This is a genomic window from Pseudomonas sp. W4I3, assembly GCF_030816195.1.
Taxonomy (GTDB): Bacteria; Pseudomonadota; Gammaproteobacteria; order Pseudomonadales; family Pseudomonadaceae; genus Aquipseudomonas.
Map to the genome: position 1 here is coordinate 4891866 of NZ_JAUSXS010000001.1, position 21309 is coordinate 4913174.

Annotated in this window: 22 protein-coding genes, 1 pseudogene and 1 riboswitch; of the genes and pseudogenes, 5 read left to right on the top strand and 18 right to left on the bottom strand. The window is 62.3% G+C overall.

Annotated elements, in window-relative coordinates; translation table 11 throughout:
* Positions 1–39 precede the first annotated feature (39 nt).
* The 13 genes and pseudogenes from QF045_RS22120 to cobO form a co-directional block, all read right to left on the bottom strand.
* Positions 40–591: a glutathione peroxidase gene (locus tag QF045_RS22120; protein ID WP_306494027.1), complete on the bottom strand. Its 552-nt coding sequence runs from the start codon at positions 589–591 to the stop codon at positions 40–42.
* A gap of 150 nt (positions 592–741) precedes the next feature.
* Positions 742–1950: an MFS transporter gene (locus QF045_RS22125; protein ID WP_373424462.1), complete on the bottom strand. Its 1209-nt coding sequence runs from the start codon at positions 1948–1950 to the stop codon at positions 742–744.
* 54 nt (positions 1951–2004) lie between these two features.
* The gene (locus QF045_RS22130) at positions 2005–2409 is read right to left on the bottom strand and encodes a MarR family winged helix-turn-helix transcriptional regulator (RefSeq protein WP_306494028.1); all 405 of its coding nucleotides are present in this window, start codon (positions 2407–2409) and stop codon (positions 2005–2007) included.
* Between the two features lie 42 nt (positions 2410–2451).
* Positions 2452–3181: pseudogene (locus QF045_RS22135) on the bottom strand (adenosylcobinamide-GDP ribazoletransferase).
* Positions 3182–3183: 2 nt separating this feature from the next.
* Positions 3184–3759, bottom strand: a complete 576-nt coding sequence (cobC, locus tag QF045_RS22140; protein WP_306494029.1) for an alpha-ribazole phosphatase family protein — start codon at positions 3757–3759, stop codon at positions 3184–3186.
* Positions 3756–4811 carry a nicotinate-nucleotide--dimethylbenzimidazole phosphoribosyltransferase gene (gene cobT / locus QF045_RS22145; protein ID WP_306494030.1) on the bottom strand — a complete coding sequence of 352 codons (1056 nt, stop codon included), beginning with the start codon at positions 4809–4811 and terminating at the stop codon, positions 3756–3758. Before cobT ends, cobC begins: the two co-directional genes overlap by 4 nt.
* The gene (cobU, locus tag QF045_RS22150) at positions 4808–5329 is read right to left on the bottom strand and encodes a bifunctional adenosylcobinamide kinase/adenosylcobinamide-phosphate guanylyltransferase (RefSeq protein ID WP_306494031.1); all 522 of its coding nucleotides are present in this window, start codon (positions 5327–5329) and stop codon (positions 4808–4810) included. The genes cobT and cobU overlap by 4 nt, the downstream gene beginning before the upstream one ends.
* A gap of 141 nt (positions 5330–5470) precedes the next feature.
* Entirely contained in the window at positions 5471–6922 is a 1452-nt protein-coding gene (locus QF045_RS22155; protein WP_306494032.1) for a cobyric acid synthase, read from the bottom strand.
* On the bottom strand, positions 6919–7908 hold the full coding sequence (cobD, locus tag QF045_RS22160) for a threonine-phosphate decarboxylase CobD (protein WP_306494033.1): 990 nt from the start codon (positions 7906–7908) through the stop codon (positions 6919–6921). Before cobD ends, QF045_RS22155 begins: the two co-directional genes overlap by 4 nt.
* Positions 7901–8809, bottom strand: a complete 909-nt coding sequence (cbiB, locus tag QF045_RS22165; RefSeq protein ID WP_306494035.1) for an adenosylcobinamide-phosphate synthase CbiB — start codon at positions 8807–8809, stop codon at positions 7901–7903. The genes cobD and cbiB overlap by 8 nt, the downstream gene beginning before the upstream one ends.
* Positions 8806–9456, bottom strand: coding sequence for a 5,6-dimethylbenzimidazole synthase (gene bluB, locus QF045_RS22170; RefSeq protein WP_306494036.1), 651 nt, complete (start codon positions 9454–9456; stop codon positions 8806–8808). Before bluB ends, cbiB begins: the two co-directional genes overlap by 4 nt.
* Complete coding sequence (locus QF045_RS22175; RefSeq protein WP_306494038.1) at positions 9453–10835, bottom strand: cobyrinate a,c-diamide synthase; 1383 nt, start codon at positions 10833–10835, stop codon at positions 9453–9455. Before QF045_RS22175 ends, bluB begins: the two co-directional genes overlap by 4 nt.
* Positions 10832–11443, bottom strand: a complete 612-nt coding sequence (gene cobO, locus QF045_RS22180) for a cob(I)yrinic acid a,c-diamide adenosyltransferase (RefSeq protein WP_306494039.1) — start codon at positions 11441–11443, stop codon at positions 10832–10834. Before cobO ends, QF045_RS22175 begins: the two co-directional genes overlap by 4 nt.
* A gap of 78 nt (positions 11444–11521) precedes the next feature.
* A riboswitch (cobalamin riboswitch) is annotated at positions 11522–11757 on the bottom strand.
* 99 nt (positions 11758–11856) lie between these two features.
* On the opposite strand from cobO, the gene QF045_RS22185 reads away from it, so the two are divergent.
* Positions 11857–13170, top strand: a complete 1314-nt coding sequence (locus QF045_RS22185; protein WP_306494040.1) for a sorbosone dehydrogenase family protein — start codon at positions 11857–11859, stop codon at positions 13168–13170.
* A 133-nt stretch (positions 13171–13303) separates the two neighbouring features.
* Here the strand turns inward: QF045_RS22185 and QF045_RS22190 are convergent, their stop codons facing one another.
* The 5 genes from QF045_RS22190 to QF045_RS22210 form a co-directional block, all read right to left on the bottom strand.
* Positions 13304–13843, bottom strand: a complete 540-nt coding sequence (locus QF045_RS22190; protein ID WP_306494041.1) for a C40 family peptidase — start codon at positions 13841–13843, stop codon at positions 13304–13306.
* A 144-nt stretch (positions 13844–13987) separates the two neighbouring features.
* A complete protein-coding gene (locus QF045_RS22195) occupies positions 13988–14617 on the bottom strand; it encodes a C40 family peptidase (RefSeq protein ID WP_306494042.1) in 630 nt (209 codons plus the stop codon).
* A 213-nt stretch (positions 14618–14830) separates the two neighbouring features.
* Positions 14831–15535 carry a DnaA regulatory inactivator Hda gene (gene hda, locus QF045_RS22200; RefSeq protein WP_065884498.1) on the bottom strand — a complete coding sequence of 235 codons (705 nt, stop codon included), beginning with the start codon at positions 15533–15535 and terminating at the stop codon, positions 14831–14833.
* Positions 15536–15739: 204 nt separating this feature from the next.
* Positions 15740–16813 (bottom strand): AI-2E family transporter, encoded by a 1074-nt coding sequence (locus QF045_RS22205; protein WP_306494043.1) that lies wholly within the window; start codon positions 16811–16813, stop codon positions 15740–15742.
* Between the two features lie 52 nt (positions 16814–16865).
* Positions 16866–17906 (bottom strand): DUF2066 domain-containing protein, encoded by a 1041-nt coding sequence (locus tag QF045_RS22210; protein ID WP_306494044.1) that lies wholly within the window; start codon positions 17904–17906, stop codon positions 16866–16868.
* Positions 17907–18246: 340 nt separating this feature from the next.
* Here QF045_RS22210 and purM point away from each other — a divergent pair, with 340 nt between their 5' ends.
* The 4 genes from purM (at position 18247) to QF045_RS22230 (ending at position 21224) form a co-directional block, all read left to right on the top strand.
* Positions 18247–19305 (top strand): phosphoribosylformylglycinamidine cyclo-ligase, encoded by a 1059-nt coding sequence (gene purM / locus QF045_RS22215; RefSeq protein WP_014719398.1) that lies wholly within the window; start codon positions 18247–18249, stop codon positions 19303–19305.
* Complete coding sequence (purN, locus tag QF045_RS22220) at positions 19305–19955, top strand: phosphoribosylglycinamide formyltransferase (RefSeq protein WP_306494045.1); 651 nt, start codon at positions 19305–19307, stop codon at positions 19953–19955. The genes purM and purN overlap by 1 nt, the downstream gene beginning before the upstream one ends.
* Positions 19956–19963: 8 nt before the next feature.
* Positions 19964–20677 (top strand): DUF3108 domain-containing protein, encoded by a 714-nt coding sequence (locus QF045_RS22225; protein ID WP_306494046.1) that lies wholly within the window; start codon positions 19964–19966, stop codon positions 20675–20677.
* A gap of 358 nt (positions 20678–21035) precedes the next feature.
* Positions 21036–21224, top strand: coding sequence for a hypothetical protein (locus QF045_RS22230; protein WP_124387636.1), 189 nt, complete (start codon positions 21036–21038; stop codon positions 21222–21224).
* The last annotated feature ends 85 nt before the right edge of the window (positions 21225–21309 follow it).

Sequence of the window (21309 nt, forward strand, 5' to 3'; positions counted from 1 at the left end):
TCTCCTGCAAAGGAGGCGGGGCTTTTCAATGGCCGGCGATCAGGGTTTGGACGCCAGCGCTTTTTCTACCGCCTCGATCAACTCCGGACTGTCAGGCTTGGTCAGGCTGGAAAAATTGGCGATGACCTTGCCCTGGCGATCCACCACGTACTTGTAGAAGTTCCACTTCGGCGGCGCGTCGGTCTGCTGCGCCAGGACCTTGAACAAATTGACCGCATCCGGCCCCTTGACCTTCTGCGGCTCGGTCATGGTGAACGTCACGCCGTAGTTCACGTAGCAGACCTTGGCGGTTTCTTCGCCGGTCTTGGCTTCCTGCTTGAAGTCATCGGAAGGCACGCCGATCACTTCCAGGCCTTCGCCCTTGTAGCGTTGATACAAGGCCTCAAGCCCTTTGAATTGCGGGGCGAAGCCGCAGAAGCTTGCGGTGTTGACGATGACCAGCGGTTTGCCTGCGAAACGCTGGCACAGGTCAATGGATTCCTTGGCCCGCAGCTTGGGCAATTGACCCTCCAGCAACGGCGGACAACTGGTCGCCAGGGCCACGCTGCCAATGGCCATCAGGACGGGTAAAGCGAGCCAGCGCATGCGCATATCGAAAGTCCTTGAGTCGGTTCAGGCCAACAACTTAACAGATCGACATGCCCAACTGCATCAACGCCAGGCCTCCTTGCTGCCAGCCCCACCAGGCCAGCAGCAACAGTATCAGCCCTGCCGCCAGGGCCATGCACCGCAGTGCTGCACTCATGCCGCCTCCATTTGCGCCTGCACCCGCGCCACCGGCCGTTCACGCACCGGCCAGTTCAGGGCCGCAGCGAGCAGGCTGAGCAGAATTGCCACGTGCCAGATCAAGTCGTAGTTACCGGTTCGATCATAGACCACCCCGCCCAACCAGCCACCCAGAAACGAGCCGAGTTGATGGAACAGGAACACAATCCCACCCAGCATCGAGAGGTTGCGTACGCCGAACAAGGTCGCAACGGTGCCGTTGGTCAGCGGTACGGTGGACAGCCACAAAAAACCCATCGCCATGCCAAACAGGTAGGCCGTGACTTCGGTGACCGGCGCCCACAGGAACAACACGATCACCACCGCACGCAACAGGTACAAGCCGGTGAGCAAGCGCGGCTTGGACATGCGCCCACCCAGCCAGCCGGCGGTGTAAGTCCCGAACACATTGAACAGGCCGATCAGGGCCAGCACGGTGGTGCCTACCGTGGCCGGCAAATGCTGGTCCACCAGGTAGGCCGGCAGATGCACACCGATGAACACCACCTGGAAACCGCAGACAAAAAAACCGAAGGCCAGCAGCCAGAACCCGGAGTGCGAGCATGCCTCCTTCAACGCTTCGCCCAGGGTTTGCTGGCCGACCGTCACCGGCAGTGGCCGATCCTTGAGCATGGCCACCAGCGGCAGGATCAACGCTACCATCAGGCCCAACGCCAGCAGTGCCGCGGACCAGCCCAGCCAACCGATCAAGCCGAGGGTGCCGGGGACCATGGCGAACTGGCCAAAGGAGCCCGCGGCGCTGGCGATGCCCATGGCCATGCTGCGTTTTTCCGGGGGTACGGCGCGGCCGACCACACCCAGAATCACCGAAAACGAGGTGCCGGACAGGCCGATACCAATCAGCAATCCAGCGCTCAACGACAAGGACCACGCCGAGTCCGACATACCCATCAACACCAGACCCACGGCGTATAACACGCCGCCGACGAATACCGCCTTGGTCGCACCGAAACGGTCGGCCAAGGCCCCGGTGAAGGGCTGTGCCAGGCCCCAGATCAGGTTCTGCAAGGCAATGGCGAAGGCGAACGTCTCACGCCCCCAGCCAAATTCGCTGCTCATCGGCGCCAGGAACAGGCCAAAGCCGTGCCGCACGCCCAGAGACAACGCCAGGATCAGCGCACTCCCCAACAGAACCCAGCCACTGGTGCGCCACATCGAGGTCATTTCTTATTCTCCGATCGCGGGTATGTACCCGCTTATAGTCGAACAAACCGCCGTTCAGGCGAGTTCATCCAGCAAGGCCAACAAGGTTTCGCGCTTTTCGGCGCCAAGCTTATCAATCAGTTTCTGTTGCGCCGCTTCCCATGCCGGCAAAGCGGCGGTCAAGCGCTGCTCACCTGCCTCGGTCATGACCACCAGGCGGTTGCGCAGGTCATCGCCTTCGACCAATTGCACCAGACCCTCACCTTCGAGTACGCGCAGGTTGCGCCCCAGGGTGCTGCGGTCCAGGCCCATAGCTTCCGCCAGGCTGGAAATGCTCGGCTGATCCAGACGCTGCAGGTTGCAAAGCAAAGAATACTGCGCAACGTTGATCCCGAAGCCGTCGAGGGCGCCGTCGTAATGCCTGCTGACGCCACGGGCGGCACGTCGCAGGTTGGTGCATAAACATTGGGAGGCAAGCATGGAGCGTGTATATACCCGGAGTTGAGGAAATGCAAGAAGGTGTTACAGCGCGAGCCCAATCAATACGGCCGCTTCAAGCAGCTCCAGCAGGGCGCCGGCGGTATCGCCCGTGGTGCCACCGAGGCGGTTGACCATCAGCTGGCGCAATCCGATAAAACACACGGCTGCGAGCAGGACCGCGAGGCCACCACTGAAGCCTGCGATGAGGATGCAGGCCAACCCACTGAGAATCAGCACCTGCTGGCCGACAATCCTGGGTAAATGATCCGACAGCGCCTGGCCTAATCCACCCGCACGCACATAGCGCGTGGTGAGAAACAGCGCCAACATCGAAGCGCGACCGATCAACGGCGCAAGAATCAGCGCAGCGCCATTGTGCTGCTCGATCAGGGCCACCAGCGCGGTGAACTTGAGCAACAACACCAGGCCCAGGGTGACCACGGCGATGGGCCCGCTGCGGGGGTCCTTCATGATGGTGAGGGTGCGTTCCCGGTCGCCAAAGCCACCCAGCCAGGCGTCGGCGCTGTCCGCCAGCCCGTCTAGGTGCAGGCCACCGCTGAGCAGCACCCAGGCGGTCAATAGCAGCGCGGCGTGCAGCAACAATGGCGTGCCAGTTAACAGGGCGTTCAGGCCCCACAGGAGCAGGCCAAACAGCAAGCCCACCACGGGGTAAAACAGCAGCGAACGCCCCAGCTCTCTGCGGTTGCGGCATATCAGGCAGGCGAATCGGCAGGCTGCTTAGAAACTGCAGGGCGATCCAGAATGGCAGCATGTTCAAGCCCCTTCCTTCAGGGTGCCATCACTCGCCACCTGCAGGCTGAACAGCCCACCGTGGCCGACTTCGACATTCAGCAAATGTTCACGAGGCAAACCCCGCGCGCGCGCCAACAGCAGCCGCATCACGCCACCGTGGCTGATCAACAGCACGCGCTCGCCGGCATGGGCCTGCTGCAGGCGTGCGATTGCGCCAAACACCCGTTCGGAAAATGCGCTCACCGGCTCGCCTTCTGGCGGCGTAAAACCGTAGGGGTCGGCCCAGAACAAGCCCAGGGCTTCGGCGTCGGTTTCCATCAGCGCCGCCGCGCTCTGCCCTTCCCAGGCGCCGAAGTGCAGCTCTTGCAGGTCTTTTTCCAGGCTGACAGGAAGGTTGAGACGTTCGCCCAATTCCTGGGCAAAACGCGCACAGCGTTGCAAGGGTGAACTGATCAGCCGGTCCCACGGCCCCTGCCCCAATACGGCGGCGCGCATCTGCTCCCAGCCCTTGGCCGTCAACGCATCGTCCAGGCTGCCGCGCAGCCCGCCGCCCAGTTCGGTTTCACCGTGGCGCAGCAGGTCCAGGTGCAAGGTCATGCGGGGCGATCCGCCACGGCGGCTTCGGCAAACGTCGCCATCTGCCCGTGCAACGCGCAGGCCAGGCGCAACAACGGCACCGCCAACGCCGCGCCACTGCCTTCGCCCAGACGCAGGCCCAGGTCCAGCAGCGGCTGTACATCGAGACTGTGTAGCACGTGGCGATGGCCCGGCTCGGCGCCCCGGTGGCCGAACACCAGCCAGTCGCGGCATGCCGGGTTCAAGCGCGTGGCAACCAGCGCGGCGACGCTACAGATAAACCCGTCCACCAGCACCACGATGCCTTCCTGGGCGCAGGCCAGGTAGGCGCCGACCAGCGCGGCAATTTCAAAGCCACCCAGGTTGAACAGCGTCTGCAACGCATCGCCGCGCTGGGCCGCGTGCAAGGCCAGGGCGCGCTCGATGACCGCTACCTTGTGACTGACGCCCTGGGCATTCAACCCGGTGCCGGGGCCGGTCATCTCACTCACCGGGCAATCGAGCAGCGCACACGCCAGCGCACTGGCGGCGGTGGTGTTGCCGATGCCCATTTCGCCACCAATCAACAGCTGGGCGCCGCCTTGCTGAGCGCGACGTACGCTGTCTCGCCCGGCGTGCAGGGCCTGGCGACCCTGAGCCTGGGTCATCGCCGGGCCGTCGACAAAATTGGCGGTGCCCGCGCCGATATTCAGGTGGCGCACGCCGGGCAAGTCCAGGGAGGGCGTCACCGTGCCGAGGTCGACCACTTCCAACTGCGCACCCAGTTGCCGCGCCAATACGCTGATGGCCGCGCCGCCGGTGACAAAGTTGTGCAGCATCTGCCCGGTCACGGCCTGGGGAAACGCCGACACGCCTTCGGCGACCACGCCATGGTCGCCGGCAAAAATCGCGATCCACACCTGTTCCACCGACGGCTTGACCTGCCCCTGTAAACCGGCCAGCTGCACCGCCAGCGCTTCCAACTGGCCGAGCGAACCGGCCGGCTTGGTCAACTGCTGCTGACGCATCAGCGCCTGTTCTCGCGCAGCGCCGTCGACGGCCTTGCAGGGGTCGAGCCACCAGGAATCCGTCATAACGCAGTACCTTTCAAAGTCAGGGGCAGGCCGGCGACCGTCAGCACCACACGCTGACACCGCTCGGCCAAGGCTTGATGCAGCCAACCGGCTTCATCCACATAACGGCGAGTCAATTCGCCCAGCGGCACGACACCGAGTCCGGTCTCGTTGCTGACAAAAATGATCTGCCCCGGCAATGCCGCCAGGGTTTCCAGCAATTGGTCGCGCTCGAAGGCAAGGCGCTCGGGGTCTTCCAGCATCAGCAAGTTGGTCAGCCACAGGGTCAGGCAGTCCACCAGCAGGCAACGCTCGGCGGCGGCGTTTTCGCGCAACACCCGCGCCAGCTCGATGGGCTCTTCGATCAGGCCCCAGTGCTCGGGACGACGCTCCCGATGCAGGGCAACGCGCTGGTTCATCTCACCGTCCAGCGGCTGGCTGGTGGCGATATACATCACCGGCAGCCCGCTGTTGCCAGCGAGTTTTTCAGCGAGGCGACTTTTGCCCGAACGAGCGCCGCCAAGAATCAATTGATGCATGAGCCACTACCTTTTTCATTCAGCCGAAAGCGTGCGCCTGGGACCGTCCATTGTGGGAGGGGGCTTCAGACAGTGATGCATCGGCTGATACGCCGTCATCGGGGGCAAGCCCCCTTCCACATGTGTATCGTTTACAGGCCGTCAGATCCCGCACAAACGACGCAACAAGTCCGTGTCCAGATGGTTTTCCACCATGTCCGCCAAGCGCTCGATATCGCGTTCACGCAGAGCGTGATAATCGACTTCCTGCACGTTCTGCAAACCCGCCCAGCGCAGCAAGGCACTGCACGCCGCCGGGGTTTCGAACAGCCCGTGCAGGTAGGTGCCGAGGATTTGCCCGTCGGCACTCTGCGCCCCATCACTGCGCCCATCATCGAGCAGCACGGCGGCCTTCGACAGCGCTTGGCCGGTTGTCACCCCGGCATGAATCTCATACCCGCTGACCTCGGCGTTCTCCAGCAACAAACGTCCGCGTACGTTACGCAACTGCTTCTCTTGCTCAAGCGTCGTACTGAACGCCAGCAGCCCCAAGCCGTCGCTGGAGCCAACAGGCCCTTCCAGACCGAGCGGGTCGTGCACCTGCTCGCCGAGCATCTGCAAGCCGCCACAGATCCCCAGCACCTTGCCGCCGTAACGCAAATGCCGCGCCACGGCGCTATCCCAGCCATTGGCGCGCAAATAGGTCAGATCGCTGCGCACGCTTTTCGAGCCGGGCAGGATGATCAGGTCGGCGGCAGGGATCGGCTGACCGGGTCCGACGAATTGCAGATCCACCTGCGGATGCAGGCGCAGCGGGTCGAAATCCGTGTGATTGCTGATGCGCGGCAGCACCGGCACCACCACTTTGAGCACCTGGGCAGCCTTGTCGATCTGGCGCTGGTCGATACCGTCTTCGGCCTCCAAGTGCAGGTCCATCACATAGGGCAATACCCCCACCACCGGCTTGCCGGTGCGCGCTTGCAGCCAATCCAGCCCCGGCTGCAGCAGCGCGATATCACCGCGAAACCGGTTGATGATAAAACCCTGGACCCGTGCCTGTTCGCTGGGGGACAACAATTCCAGCGTGCCGACCAGATGGGCGAACACCCCGCCGCGATTGATATCGGCGATCAACAGCACCGGGCAATCCACCGCTTCGGCGAAGCCCATGTTGGCGATGTCATTGGCACGCAGGTTGATTTCGGCCGGCGAGCCCGCGCCTTCGACCATGACCACTCCATAGGCCTGGCTCAAACGTGCGTGGGAAGCCAGCACCGCCTGCATGGCGATGGCTTTGTAATCGTGATAGGCCACCGCGTTCATGCTGGTTACGGCGCGGCCATGGATAATCACTTGGGAGCCGGTGTCACTGTTGGGCTTGAGCAACACCGGGTTCATGTCGGTGTGCGGCGCCAGGTTGGCGGCCTGCGCCTGCACCGCCTGGGCGCGGCCGATTTCGCCGCCTTCGGCGGTCACCGCGCTATTGAGCGCCATGTTCTGTGGTTTGAACGGCGCCACCGCGACGCCCTGGCGCACCAACCAGCGACACAGCGCGGTCACCAACGTACTTTTGCCGGCATCGGAGGTGGTGCCCTGCACCATCAGCGTACTCATGTGGCTTCCTTGTAAGCGGCCAGCGCCGTCTCCAGACGTTGCCAGTCGGCCTCGCTGTCGGGCAGGCCGAAACGCACGCTGCTGTCATGCACGAACAGGCGCAGCAGAATGCCGCGCTGGGCCATGAACTCGTGCAGGCGTTCGGCGTGGGGAGTGATCAACCACTGGAACAAGGCGCAGCCACCCTGGGGTTGAAAGCCCTGGCGCTCAAGCAGGTCGAACAGGCGCTGGCCGGCGTCGATGCACCGCGTGCGCTGGCGGGTGTGCCCGGCGCTGTCGCGCAGGCATTGCTGGCCAATTACCCGTGTCGGCCCGCTGACCGCCCATGGCCCGACCTGGTCGGCGAGCAATTTGAGCAGCTTGCGTTCGGCCAGCACGAAACCCAGGCGCACGCCGGCCAGCCCGAAAAACTTGCCGAACGAACGCAATACGATCAAGCCGACATGATGAGTGTGGCCGGCCAGGCTCAGGTGCGGGGTGACGTCCATGAAGGCTTCGTCCACCACCAGCCAGCCGCCGCGCTGGGCCAACCGCGCGTGCCAGTCGAGCAGGCGCTCCGGGGCCAGGCTCAAGCCGGTGGGGTTGTTGGGGTTGACCACCACTAGCACGTCGAGGGCGTCGAGAAAGAAGTCGACCTCCTGCTCCTGCACCTCGCGCACCACATAACCGGCGCGGCGCCAGGCTTCGGCGTGTTCGGCATAGCACGGCGACAGCACGCCGACCTTGCCGGAACGGCGCAGGCGCGGCAGCAACTGGATGGCGGCCTGGGAACCCGGCACCGGCAACACCTGAGCGGCGCCGTAGTAGTCGGCGGCGGCTTTTTCCAGGCCGTCATCGGCTTCGGGCAAGCGGGCCCAGGCGCGCAAGGGAATGTCAGGGATCGGCCACGGCCATGGCGCCAGGCCAGTGGACAAATCCAGCCAATCGGCTTCGGCGATCCCGTATTCAATCGCGGCCTTGCGCAAGCGTCCACCGTGTTCAAGCATAAAATTGCGCCCCCGCGCACAGGATCAGCAGCCACAGCCAGACGCCGCGTTGCACCAGTTGCCAGCCTCGGTCGATGGCGTCAGCGTCGGCCGGCGGACCTTCGCCCAGCTGTGGACGCTGATGCAGCTCGCCGTGATAAATCGCCGCGCCGCCCAGCTCGACACCCAACGCACCGGCGCCAGCGGCCATTACCGGGCCAGCGTTGGGGCTGTCCCAGGTCGGGCCCTGGCTGCGCCAGCATTTGAGCGCCAGGCGCGTCTTGCCCAGCAACGCGTAGGTCAAAGCCACCAGGCGTGCGGGAATATAGTTCAGCCCATCGTCGATCTTCGCCGCCGCCCAGCCGAAGCGTTCAAAGCGCTCGTTGCGATAGCCCCACATGGCGTCCAGGGTGTTGCTCAGGCGATAGAGCACCACGCCCGGCACGCCGGCGACCACGAACCAGAACAGCGCGGCGAACACGGCGTCGCTGCCGTTTTCCAGCACCGACTCGGTGGCAGCGCGGGCCACTTCGGTGCGGTCCAGTTCGCTGGTCTGGCGGCTGACCAGATAGCTCACGCGTTTGCGCGCTTCGTCCAGGTCATCACTGCGCAAGGCCTGGGCGACCGGAATCACATGCTCTCCCAGGCTGCGCATGCCCAGGGCGCAGTACAACGCCAGGATCTCCAGTACCCAGCCGATGTAAGGGGCCCAGGACAGTGCGGTCGCCAACAGGGTCAGCGGCACCACCGCGATAAACCACGCGGTCACGCCATGGCTGCGCCAGCCACGGCCTCCGGTATTGAAACGTTGCTCGATGCGCCCGGCAAAATTGCCGAACGCCACCAGCGGATGCCAGCGCCTGGGTTCGCCCAGCAGCGCATCCAGCGCGACTGCGGCGACACACAGCAAGGCCACACTCATTGACTCACTCCCCACAGGTTTTCATACAACATGTCACTTAATGGCCGAGGCTCGGTCCAGCCTTCGAGTTGCAACATCGGTGCCGGATAGAACTCGGCAACCGGCCCCAGGCACAGCACCGCCAGCGGTTTGGCACCCGCCGGCAAACCCAGCAGGTTGGCCAGGGCCTGGGGTTCGAACAGCGAAACCCAGCCCATGCCCAACCCCTCGACGCGGGCCGCCAGCCACAGGTTCTGAATCGCGCAGGACAAGGAAGCCATGTCCATTTCCGGCAACGTACGACGGCCGAAGATATGCCGCTCGCGATCATCCATCAGGGCTGCTACCAGCACTTCAGCGCAATCGTGGATGCCTTCGACCTTGAGCTTCATGAACTCATCGGAGCGCTCGCCCAGGGCTTGCGCGGTACGTATGCGCTCTTCTTCCACCAGTTGTTGAATCCGGCCCCTTAATTGACGGTCGCTGATGCGGATAAAACGCCACGGCTGCATCAAGCCGACGCTCGGCGCCTGGTGGGCGGCCTGGAGCAGGCGCTGCAATAATTCAGGCGCGACGGTGCCGCCGGTGAAGTGGCGCATGTCGCGGCGTTCGGCGATGGCGCGGTAGACGGCCTGGCGGTCGGCCTCGGGGAAGGCGTTGTCGGTCATGGCGTCATCGGGGGCAAGCCCCTTCCCACAGGGGAATGCATTCCAAGGGTGGGAGGGGGCTTGCTCCCGACAGCGGTGTCGGGGCCTGGCGCGAACAGTGCAGCTACCGCAACCGGATTGGACGGAAAGTAAAAGTGCACGTAGGAAGCCGTCATCCGCCCTTGTCGATAGACCGCCTCTGCGCCGCGTCCGCCATTGGGGCTCAGGCCACGGGCAATCGGCTGGCATTCGGTGCTGGTCAGGGAATGGTGATAGGTGTGGCCACGCAATGTGCCTTCGGGCAACTCGACACTTTGCAGCGCCAGCGCCGCCAGTTTCTTCTGCATCACCGCATCGCCCTGCAACAGGCCGAGCAGTTCGGCGCGGTTGCCGTCGACGTCGGTGAGCGAGTCCAGCAGGTACAGCATGCCGCCGCATTCGGCGAGCAAGGGCTTGCCGGTCGCATGATGAGCGCGGATGGCGTCGAGCATCGGTGTGTTTGCCGACAGGGCCTGGTGATGCAGCTCCGGGTAACCGCCAGGCAGGTAGAGGCTGTCGGTTTCCGGCAACGCACCGTCATGGATCGGCGAAAAGAAGCTCAGCTCGGCGCCCATCGCCCGCAGCAGGTCGAGACTGGCGCCGTAGGTAAACGCAAAGGCTTCGTCACGGGCCACCGCAATGCGTACCCCGGCGAGCAACGGCTCGGCGGCGATCACCTGCGGCGCGGCGAACGTCACCGGCGGTGGCAGGGCGACTTCGCAACTGCTGCCCAACGCCTGGGCGGCAGCGTCCAGGCGCACGTCAAGGTCATTGAGTTCGCTGGCTTGCACCAGGCCCAAGTGACGGCTGGGCAATTCGATGCCGGTTTCACGCGAAAGCGCGCCGTACCAGCGCAACCCTTCGGTCAGGCTGCCCTCCAGCAACTGCGCATGGCGCAAAGTGCCGACACGGTTGGCGAGCACGCCGGCGAATGGCAGGTCCGGCTGGTAGCGCGCCAGCCCCAGCGCGAGCGCGCCAAAGGTTTGCGCCATGGCCGTGCCGTCGATCACACCCAGCACCGGCACACCGAAGTGCCGTGCCAGGTCGGCGCTGGACGGCGTGCCGTCGAACAGCCCCATCACGCCCTCGATCAGGATAAGGTCGGCCTCCCCCGCTGCTTCCCACAACAGACGTCGGCTTTCCTGCTCGCCGACCATCCACATGTCCAATTGATACACCGGCGCGCCGCTGGCGCGTTCGTGAATCATCGGGTCGAGGAAGTCCGGCCCGCATTTGAATACGCGCACCTTGCGCCCCAGGTTGCGGTGCAAACGCGCCAACGCCGCAGTGACGGTGGTTTTGCCCTGGCCGGACGCCGGTGCGGCGATCAATACGGCTGGGCAATGACGGGGCTGATTCAAAGTTCGACGCCCTTCTGAGCCTTGATACCGGCCTGGAACGCATGCTTGAGCATGCCCATTTCGGTGACGGTATCGCCCATTTCGATCAGCTCAGGCTTGGCGCCACGGCCGGTGACCACCACGTGCTGCATCGGCGGCCGCGCTTGCAGGTCGCTGAGCACCTGGTCCAGGTCGAGGTAACCGTGCTTGAGGGCGATGTTCAGTTCGTCCAGCACCACCAGGCCGATGGCAGGGTCATTGAGCATCGCCCGGGATACGGCCCAGGCCGCTTCGGCGGCGGCGATATCGCGCTGGCGATCCTGGGTCTCCCAGGTGAATCCTTCGCCCATCACGTGAAAGCGCACCTGCCCGGGAAAACGGCGGAAAAACAACTCCTCCCCAGTGCTGTTACGGCCTTTGATGAACTGCACCACGCCGCACTGCATGCCATGCCCCATCGCCCGGGCCAACATGCCAAAGGCCGAACTGCTTTTGCCTTTGCCGTTACCGGTCAGCACCAGCAGCAAACCGCACTCATTGGGCGAATTGGCAATGCGTTCGTCAATCACGGTTTTTTTGCGCAGCATGCGCGCCAGGTGGCGCTCGTCGCGGTCGGGGGTATCGGTCATGGCAGCTCTCCGTTGGGGCTGGACAAAAACGGCGGGCAGGAAAAAAGAAAAACAGACAGCCAAGCATCGCCCACCGTGATGCTGTTGAATGTTTCAGGCCGGTCTCCGGGCTCATGAGTGGCGTTAAGGCCGGCGCTGCGCCTTCCCATATCGTGTGGATACAGTGGCAGAAGGCAGCGTCTTGACTCATTTACCGTTGCGGGGGCAGCGCCGGAATTGCGGCGGCACTGTGTACAAGTGCGCTCACTCACCGGCTTCCCTGTTTCACTCTGTTGACGCATACGCCACAGAGCACCTGGAACAAGCCGCGAAGGTTAGTGGGTTGGGGGTGGAGCGTCAATTAAAGCTGGCTCTGTACTTGAACCATCAAGGCGATGTGCTTCTCTACCCTTACAGGTATTCAGGAGAACACCATGCATAAAACCAGACTCGCCCTACTGATCACGCTGGCCGGCACCCTCGCCGCCTGTGGCGAAAGTTCGACCTTGCAGGTGGTCGATGGCACCGGGCCCTCGCCGACGTTGCCGGAACCGAACAAGACGCTGATCCCCACCGTGAACATCGCCCCGGCTGTCGGCTGGCCCGACGGCGCCAAACCAACGGCCGCTGCTGGCACCCAAGTGGCTGCGTTCGCAGAAGGTCTGGACCATCCGCGCTGGCTGTATGTGCTGCCCAACGGCGACATCCTGGTGGCCGAGACCAACGCACCGCCCAAGCCGGATGACAGCAAGGGCGTGCGCGGCTGGGTGATGGAGAAGGTCATGGGCCGTGCGGGGGCCGGGGTGCCAAGCCCGAACCGCATCACCCTGCTGCGCGACGCGGACCACGACGGCGTCGCCGAAACACGCACGGTGTTCCTGGAAAACCTCAACTCGCCGTTCGGCATGGCCCTGGTCGGCAACGACCTGTACGTGGCGGACTCGGACAAGTTGCTGCGCTTCCCCTATCAGCCTGGCGAAACCGCGATCAAGGCGACGGGCACCAAGGTCGTCGATTTGCCCGGTGGCAGCCTCAACCATCATTGGACCAAAAACGTGATTGCCAGCCGGGATGGCAGCAAGCTGTACGTCAGCGTCGGCTCCAACAGCAACGTCGGCGAGAACGGCCTTAAAGCCGAAGAAGGCCGGGCGGCGATCTGGGAAGTCGACCGCGCCACGGGCCAGCATCGGATTTTCGCCTCAGGCCTGCGCAACCCCAACGGCATGGCGTGGGAACCGCAAAGTGGCAAATTGTGGACGGCGGTGAACGAGCGCGATGAAATCGGCAGCGACCTGGTGCCGGACTACATCACCTCGGTCAAAGATGGCGCGTTCTACGGTTGGCCTTTCAGCTACTACGGGCAACATGTGGATGTGCGCGTCAACCCGCAGAACGCGGAACTGGTCGCCAAAGCCATTGCGCCGGATTATGCGGTGGGTCCTCATACCGCGTCGCTGGGGCTGACATTCGCCCAAGGCAACAAACTCCCGGCGCAGTTCGGCAACGGCGCGTTCATCGGCCAGCATGGTTCATGGAATCGCAAGCCGCACAGTGGTTATAAAGTGATCTTCGTGCCATTCGAAGGTGGGCAACCCAAAGGCCAGCCGGTGGATGTGCTGACCGGGTTCCTCGACAAGGATGAGAACGCCATGGGCCGGCCGGTGGGCGTGGTGGTCGATCAGCAAGGCGCTTTGCTGGTGGCTGATGACGTGGGGAATAAGGTGTGGCGGGTGTCTGCTGCCAAATAACCGCACGAGAGCCAGCACAAAACCAATGTGGGAGGGGGCTTGCCCCCGATAGCAGTGTGTCAGGCACAGATACTGTGACTGATACTGCGCTATCGGGGGCAAGCCCCCTCCCACATTTGGTTGGGTGTTTAGTTCAGGGATTGCGCGCCAGGTTTGCCGGCAACACCCGCTTGGCGCTCAGGTAGGCATTCTGCCAATACGCCTTTGACAGGGTATCCAGCTTCACCGTACCGCCGGTCTGCGGAGCATGCACAAAACGCCCCTCCCCGACATAGATCCCTGCATGGCTCACCCGCGAGCCACCGCCGGTGGCAAAGAACAACAGGTCACCGGTTTGCAGGTTTTGCTCGCTCACGTCCTGGGCGCGCATCACGATCAGCTCGCGGGTGGTACGTGGCAGAGAGATACCGGCCGCGTCGCGGTAGACAAAGCCAATCAGGCCACTGCAATCAAACCCCGAGTCCGGCGTATTGCCGCCCCAACGGTAAGGCGTGCCGACCAGGCCCAGCGCACGGAAGAGCACATCTTCAGCCGCAGGCGAGAAATTCTGGTTGGAATAGTTGAACACCGGCTTAGGCTTGGCTGCGACGGGCGCGGGCGGCGGCGGACGGCTTGCGCAGGCGCTGAGCAGCGCGGCGCAAACAAGCAGAATGAGGCGGGCCGAGGTCGACATGGGCAGAACAATCCTGATCTGGATGCGGCTTTCGCTGCCGAACGCTGAAAACCAGAACGCGCAAGCAAAGCTCGCGCGAACGGATTACAACAATGTCCAGGGATTCTAGCGCTTACACGTCAAACTTCAAGTATCACTTTAACTTTACTTACTGGCGGTAACCGTAGACGGAGCCATGGCGAGTGCACGCTTGGCTTCGATAAAGGTTTTGCTCCAGTAGCTGTCGCCCAGGTTATCGACCCGAACACCACCACTGCGACGGCTGCTGGAGTGGATAAACTGGTTATCACCCAAGTAGATACCGGCGTGGCTGACACGACCGCGACCGGCCGTACTAAAGAAAAGCAGATCACCGGGCTTGAGGTTGTTGCGCGCGACCAACGGTGCTTTCACGTTGATCATTTCGCGGGTGGAGCGCGGCAGATTCATGCCGGCCTCTTCACGAAACAGGTAGCCGATAAAACCGCTGCAGTCGAAACCGGCTTCAGAAGTGCCGCCGAAACGGTAACGGGTACCGATCAAGGACATGCCGCGTTCGAGAATGCTGTCGGCCAGAACAGGCAGCTGGTAAGGCTTGCTGCCGGAGAAATCGGTGAGTTCTTTTTCGGTTGCCAGCTCTTCTTCATAAACAGAAGCAGACTGTGCAACAACGAATTTAGCCTGATTTTGAACCTGTGGTTTTTGCTGTTCTGCCACCTGCTGAGGGTGGGAGGCGCAACCAAACAACAGGGTAACGAGTGCGAGAGGCACGAGGGGTGCGAAGCGATTTAGCATGGGCACGACCGTGGCTGATGTGTAAAGAAGGCGAGACTATGCCCTCTATCACATCGATTTGCAAATTCAATCGAGCTCTTTGTGACTTCTCGTTTGGACTATGCCATCTAAGCCCTCAATCCCCGATACCTGCCTGACGCGTGGCCAAACCGGCTAGAACGCAGGTTTTCTGGCGCCTGGAATTTGCCAGAAGCCTGGAAACACAAGGCCTGTCTACCAGCCGAGGGTTTCCTTGAGGAAGGGAATGGTGAGCTTGCGCTGGGCCTGCAACGAGGCCTGGTCGAGCTGTTCGAGCAAATCGAACAGTGCGCTCATGCTGCGCGTGCCACGGGTGAGGATGAAGTGGCCGACTTCGTCGGTCAGGTGCAGGCCGCGACGCGAGGCGCGCAGTTGCAGGGCACGTAACTTGTCCTCATCGGACAACGGGCGCATCTGGAAAATCAGCGCCAGCGTGAGGCGCGACTTGAGGTCGGCCAGCTTCACCGGCAGCTCGCGCGGCGACGTCGACGCGGCGATCAGCAGGCGCCGACCACTGTCGCGCAGGCGGTTGAACAGATGAAACAGCGCCTCTTCCCAATCGGCCTTGCCTGCAATGGCTTGCAGATCGTCCAGACACACCAGTTCGTACTGTTCGAGGTTGTCGAAGATGCCGACACCATGGTCCATCAGCTCAGCCAGGGGCAGGTAGACCGCCGGTTCGCCCATTTGCTCGAAGCGCAGGCACGCGGCCTGCAGCAAGTGGGTACGCCCTACGCCATGCTTGCCCCACAGATAGATCAGGCTTTCAGTCCACCCGGCGTCGGCTTCGCAGAGGCGCTCGACATAGCCGAGTGCAGCGGCATTGGCGCCTGGGTAGTAATTGATAAAGGTAGCGTCGTCACGCAGACGCACACCTAGGGGCAGCTGAATCGGTTTCATGCTGACTGAACGGCTCCCATCGAACCGTGAGTGGCCTCTGTGTAAAGTTTGCAAAGTTTATACTCGTGGCGCTGGGTGCACAATGCAGCAGACCATAAGCAAAATCAAAGGTTTGCGTTAACTTGCAGGTTTACGTGGATTGTTTGACGCCCTCCTCCCCTTAAACAACAAACCCGGCCATGAGCCGGGTTTGTGTTATCGCGCTTACAGGTCGGGGTCTTCAACCCCCGTGTACACGTCCGAATCCTTGTACAAATCGTGGACATGCCGCACCAGCACCATGATCACTGCAGCCACCGGCAGCGCCAGCAGGATGCCGGTGAAGCCGAACAACTCACCGCCCGCCAGGATCGCAAAAATCACCGCCACGGGATGCAGGCCGATACGGTCTCCCACCAGCAGCGGCGTCAGCACCATGCCTTCCAGCGCCTGGCCGACCATGAACACCGCGACAATCCCCAGCATCGGGTACAGGTCACCGCCGAACTGGAACAGCCCCGCCACCAGCGCCGCACCGATGCCGATCACGAAACCCATGTACGGCACGATCGCAGCCAGGCCGGCGATCAGGCCGATCAACAGGCCCAGCTCCAGGCCGATCGCCATCAAGCCGGCGGCGTAGATAATGCCCAGCGCCAGCATCACCAGCAATTGCCCGCGCACGAACGCGCCCAGCACCTCATGACACTCGCCCGCCAGGGACACGATGCGCTCCTCGCGGTCGCGCGGCAGCAGGCTGCGGATCTTGGCCACCATGATGTCCCAGTCACGCAGCAAGTAGAACGCCACCACCGGGATCAGCACCAGGTTGGTCAGCCAGCCGATCAGCGCCAGGCTCGAAGCGGTGGCCTGGCTGAGCACCACACCGACGATATCGGTGGTCTTGTCCATGTGCTCGCTGATCGCCGCCTTGACCTTGTCGAACTTCCAGAACCCGTCCGACAGCCCCAGCTTGGCCTGGGCCCACGGCATGGCCGTGTGCTGCAACCAATCGAGCATTTGTGGCGCCAGTTCGTACAGCCGATACAGCTGCTTGGCCAGCATCGGCACCAGCACCAACACCAGGCCGGTGATGATCAGCGTGAACAAGGCAAACACCGCGACCACACCCAAGGTTCGCGACAGGCCAGCTTTCTCCAGGCGATCCACCACGGGATCGAACAGATAGGCGAGCAGCAACGCAACCAGAAACGGCGTCAGGATCGAATGCAGCAAGAACACAAAAACGCACAGCAGGACAATCCCGCCAAGCCACACCCAACGACGCGTATCCGCCATAAACCACTTCCTCTGTTATTGACTTGCCGCTTCTATATAGAAGGAAGGCCACTTACCAACGAAAACGTAACTGCGCCTGAGGCTCAGGCGCGGCGACCGGTTGGGCGCCATCGGCCGCTGGCTGCTGGGCGGGGGATTCACCGGCCGGCACTTCCTGCAACTTGGCCAGGCTCAACTGGATACGCAACTGATCGGCGCTGCCATTGACGCGATACACAATGCGACTGCCATCGACCCGCTGCGGCTGACCACCAAAGGGCTCCAGCAGACGACCCAGCACGGCGTAACGCTCCAGGGTCATGCCTTGCACCTCAAGCAACTGTTCGGCGCTGACCCCCGGCTTGACCGCAAAACGCGGCGCGAGCTTTTGGCTGACCGCGAGCAATACGGCATCGGCAACCGCGCCAGTGTCAGCGCCCTGGACGCTGCCCTGCTCGGTTTTATCGCCCAGCCACAGGCGCCATTTGGCTTGCCACTGGTTGCCTTCCTGGCGCGCATGAACCGCCAGCAACGCATCGGCGCCGTAGCGCTCGGAGGCGGCGCGCAGCGGCGTGGCGTCAGCACTTTCCAGGTTCGGCGCAGTGGCGACCACCTGCTCGTCCAGATCACCCAGCGGCAGGCGCAGCGGCAAGCCTCGGTGCTGGGCCGCCCGGCGCAGTGTTTGAGCCACCGCCTGGCCGTCGCCGACCAGGCTGCTGCCTTCGGTAGAGTCGTTCAGCCACCAGCCGAGGATTGAGGGTCGATTGCTGCCCCAGATCGCCAGCCCGGCGTCACGCAACGCACGATCGGTGCTGACCGGGTCGAAATCCACTTGCAGGCTTTCCGGCGGCCCGGCGTCGTAGCCGTATTGGCTGATGATTTGTTGCGGATCCTTGCGGATCGCCGCCAGGCCTGGGCCCTCGGCGGCCTTGGCATCACCGGTCAAGCGGATGACCAGGGTCTGCACGGCGCGCTGCGTGGCCTGGTCGCGCTCTTGGGGCGACTGGCTGCTGACCGGTTCGAGGACTTGATAGAGGCCATTGAGGGTTTCGGCATGACTCGCCAGGCTGACCAATGACAAGCAGCCTACAAAAAAGAATTTACACAGACGCATGGAAGATTCCCGAACGACAAATTTAGCGGCTGGAACAGACCGCGTGAACTCGGTTTGGCAAGGCTGTGACACAGCGACCGGTAAAACATTCACAGGTCTGGGTAAGTTTAATGCTGTCACAACGATAGCGGGTTCAAGGCTATACCTTAATACGCGCCATTACCGGCCCGATTCGGTTTTTTTTAAGCTCATATGCCCTGCCCGTCGGCCCGAGGATGGCCGCTGCCCCTCAAGCCTGATAAAATCGCGCGCCTTCGCAGACCGTCAACGGCTGGGCCTTTTACAAAAAGTGCCTGCCGGCTCGGTCGTTACCCAGAAATCCCCCCTAAAGGCCTGGATCATGAGCAAGCAACCCTCCCTGAGCTACAAGGACGCCGGTGTAGACATCGACGCCGGTGAAGCATTGGTCGAACGCATCAAGAGCGTCGCCAAGCGCACTGCGCGCCCTGAAGTCATGGGCGGCCTGGGCGGTTTTGGCGCCCTCTGCGAAATCCCGGCCGGCTACAAGCAACCTGTACTGGTTTCCGGCACCGACGGCGTGGGCACCAAGCTGCGCCTGGCCTTGAACCTGAACAAGCACGACAGCATCGGCATCGACCTGGTTGCCATGTGCGTCAACGACCTGGTGGTCTGCGGCGCCGAGCCGTTGTTCTTCCTCGACTATTACGCCACCGGCAAGCTCAATGTCGAGACCGCAACCCAAGTGGTTACCGGCATCGGCGCCGGCTGCGAACTGTCGGGTTGCTCCCTGGTCGGCGGCGAAACCGCTGAAATGCCAGGCATGTACGAAGGCGAAGACTACGACCTGGCCGGCTTCTGCGTGGGTGTTGTTGAAAAAGCCGAGATCATCGACGGCTCCAAAGTGGCGGCCGGCGACGCCCTGCTCGCCCTGCCATCCTCCGGCCCGCACTCCAACGGCTACTCGCTGATCCGCAAGATCATCGAAGTGTCCGGCGCCGATATCGAAAACATCCAGCTCGACGGCAAGCCCCTGACCGACCTGCTGATGGCCCCGACGCGCATCTACGTCAAGCCATTGCTCAAGCTGATCAAGGACACTGGCGCTGTCAAAGCCATGGCCCACATCACTGGCGGCGGCCTGCTGGACAACATCCCGCGCGTTCTGCCAAAAGGCGCCCAGGCGATTGTCGACGTGGCCAGCTGGCAGCGCCCTGCGGTCTTCGACTGGCTGCAGGAAAAAGGCAACGTCAACGAAACAGAAATGCACCGCGTACTGAACTGCGGCGTGGGCATGGTCATCTGCGTGGCGCAAGAGCACGTTGAAACCGCGCTGAACGTGTTGCGTGAAGCCGGCGAGCAGCCTTGGGTGATTGGCCAGATCGCCACCGCTGCCGAAGGCGCGGCCCAGGTTGAACTGAAGAACCTTAAGGCGCATTGATGCCTGTTACCTGTGATGTGGTGGTGCTGCTCTCCGGCACCGGCAGTAACTTGCAGGCCCTGATCGACAGCACGCGTACCGGCGACAGCCCGGTGCGCATCGCTGCGGTGATTTCCAACCGCAGCGACGCCTACGGCCTGCAGCGCGCCAGGGACGCGGGTATCGAAACCCGCTCGCTGGACCACAAGGCATTCGATGGTCGCGAGGCCTTCGACCGCGCGTTGATCGAACTGATCGACGCCTTCAACCCCAAGCTCGTCGTCCTGGCCGGCTTCATGCGCATCCTCAGCGCTGATTTCGTGCGGCATTACGAAGGACGCCTGCTCAATATCCACCCGTCCCTGCTGCCCAAGTACAAGGGCATGCACACCCACCAACGCGCCCTCGACGCCGGCGACAGCGAGCATGGCTGCAGCGTGCACTTTGTCACCGAGGAACTCGATGGCGGGCCTCTGGTCGTACAGGCAGTGGTTCCGGTAGAGTCACAAGACTCGGCGCAGACACTTGCGCAACGGGTTCATACCCAGGAACACAGGATTTACCCGTTGGCTGTTCGCTGGTTTGCCGAGGGTCGGTTGATTCTTGGTGAACAGGGTGCATTATTGGACGGTCAGTTACTCGCGGCCAGCGGCCACTTGATTCGAACCTAGGAGATTTTATGCGTCGCGCCCTGCTTTTCGCTTTTGCGCTGTTCGCTCTGCCTGCCGTGCAAGCGGCAGACCTTCACCCCTTCTCCGTCAGCTACACCGCCGACTGGAAGCAGCTTCCCATGAGTGGTTCGGCTGAACGCAGCCTGACCAAAAACGGCGACGGCACCTGGACCTTGAACTTCAAGGCCTCGATGATGATTGCCAGCCTGACCGAAACCAGCGTGATCCTGTTTGACAAGGACACCCTGCAGCCCAAGAGCTACAGCTTCGAACGCGGTGGCCTGGGCAAGGCGAAGAAGATCAACCTGGACTTCGACCAGGCGACCAAGAAAATCACCGGCTTTGAAAACAAGGACCCGGTTAACGTCACCCTCGAAAGCGGCATGCTCGACAAGTCCACGTACCAACTCGCCCTTCAGCGTGACGTGGCTGCCGGCAAGAAAAGCATGAGCTACCGCGTAGCCGAAGGTACTGATGTCGACACCTATGACTTCCGCGTGATTGGCCCGGAAAAGGTCCAGACCAAGGTAGGCTCCATCGACGCGATCAAGGTTGAGCGCGTGCGTGATCCCTCGCAGAGCAAGCGCATTACCCAGATGTGGTTTGCCAAGGACCAAGGCGGCATTCTGGTTGCCTTGCGCCAGGTTGAGACCGATGGCAAGGAATACAACATCATGCTGCAGGATGGCACCGTTGACGGCCAGGCTGTCAAAGGTAGCTGATGCGCTGATGATTCGAAGAAAAGCCTCGCTGAATGCGGGGCTTTTTTTTGCCTGCAGGTTTTGTTGTGAGCCGCCACCGCTATCGGGAGCAAGCCCCCTCCCACACTTGGAATGCGTTCCAAAATGTGGGAGGGGGCTTGCTCCCGATGGCGTCAGTAGCCTGCCCCCAACATGAAACTTTTGTCATCCAACCTCAGCCATTGCGGCCAAACGCCGCGATTTACGTGGCCTGCGCCACTGTTGCGTTTCCCGCAATAAATTGTTGCGTGCAAAAGCAGTTTACTTAGCAAGCTAACAAATCATATAACAAAGGCCTGCGACGACTTGCCGCAGGCCCACCAGAGATTGGAGCAAGCAGATGACTGTAAAAGTAACTGAACGCGACGATGAACATATGTCCCATGAAGCGATAGGCCACGGGATTCACATCTGGGATGTCCATCAGCAAGACGTATTGGTCGGCATGTTCCACAACGAGAGCGACGCCCACAATTATAAAAACGAGCTGGAAACTCTCGAACTGCAACGCCAGGCAAAAAGCTCCTGAAACACTGAACTCACGTAGACACTCGGCCCACGCAGCCGAGCCGCCTACACACAAAAACCCCGCCTTTGAGCGGGGTTTTTCGTTT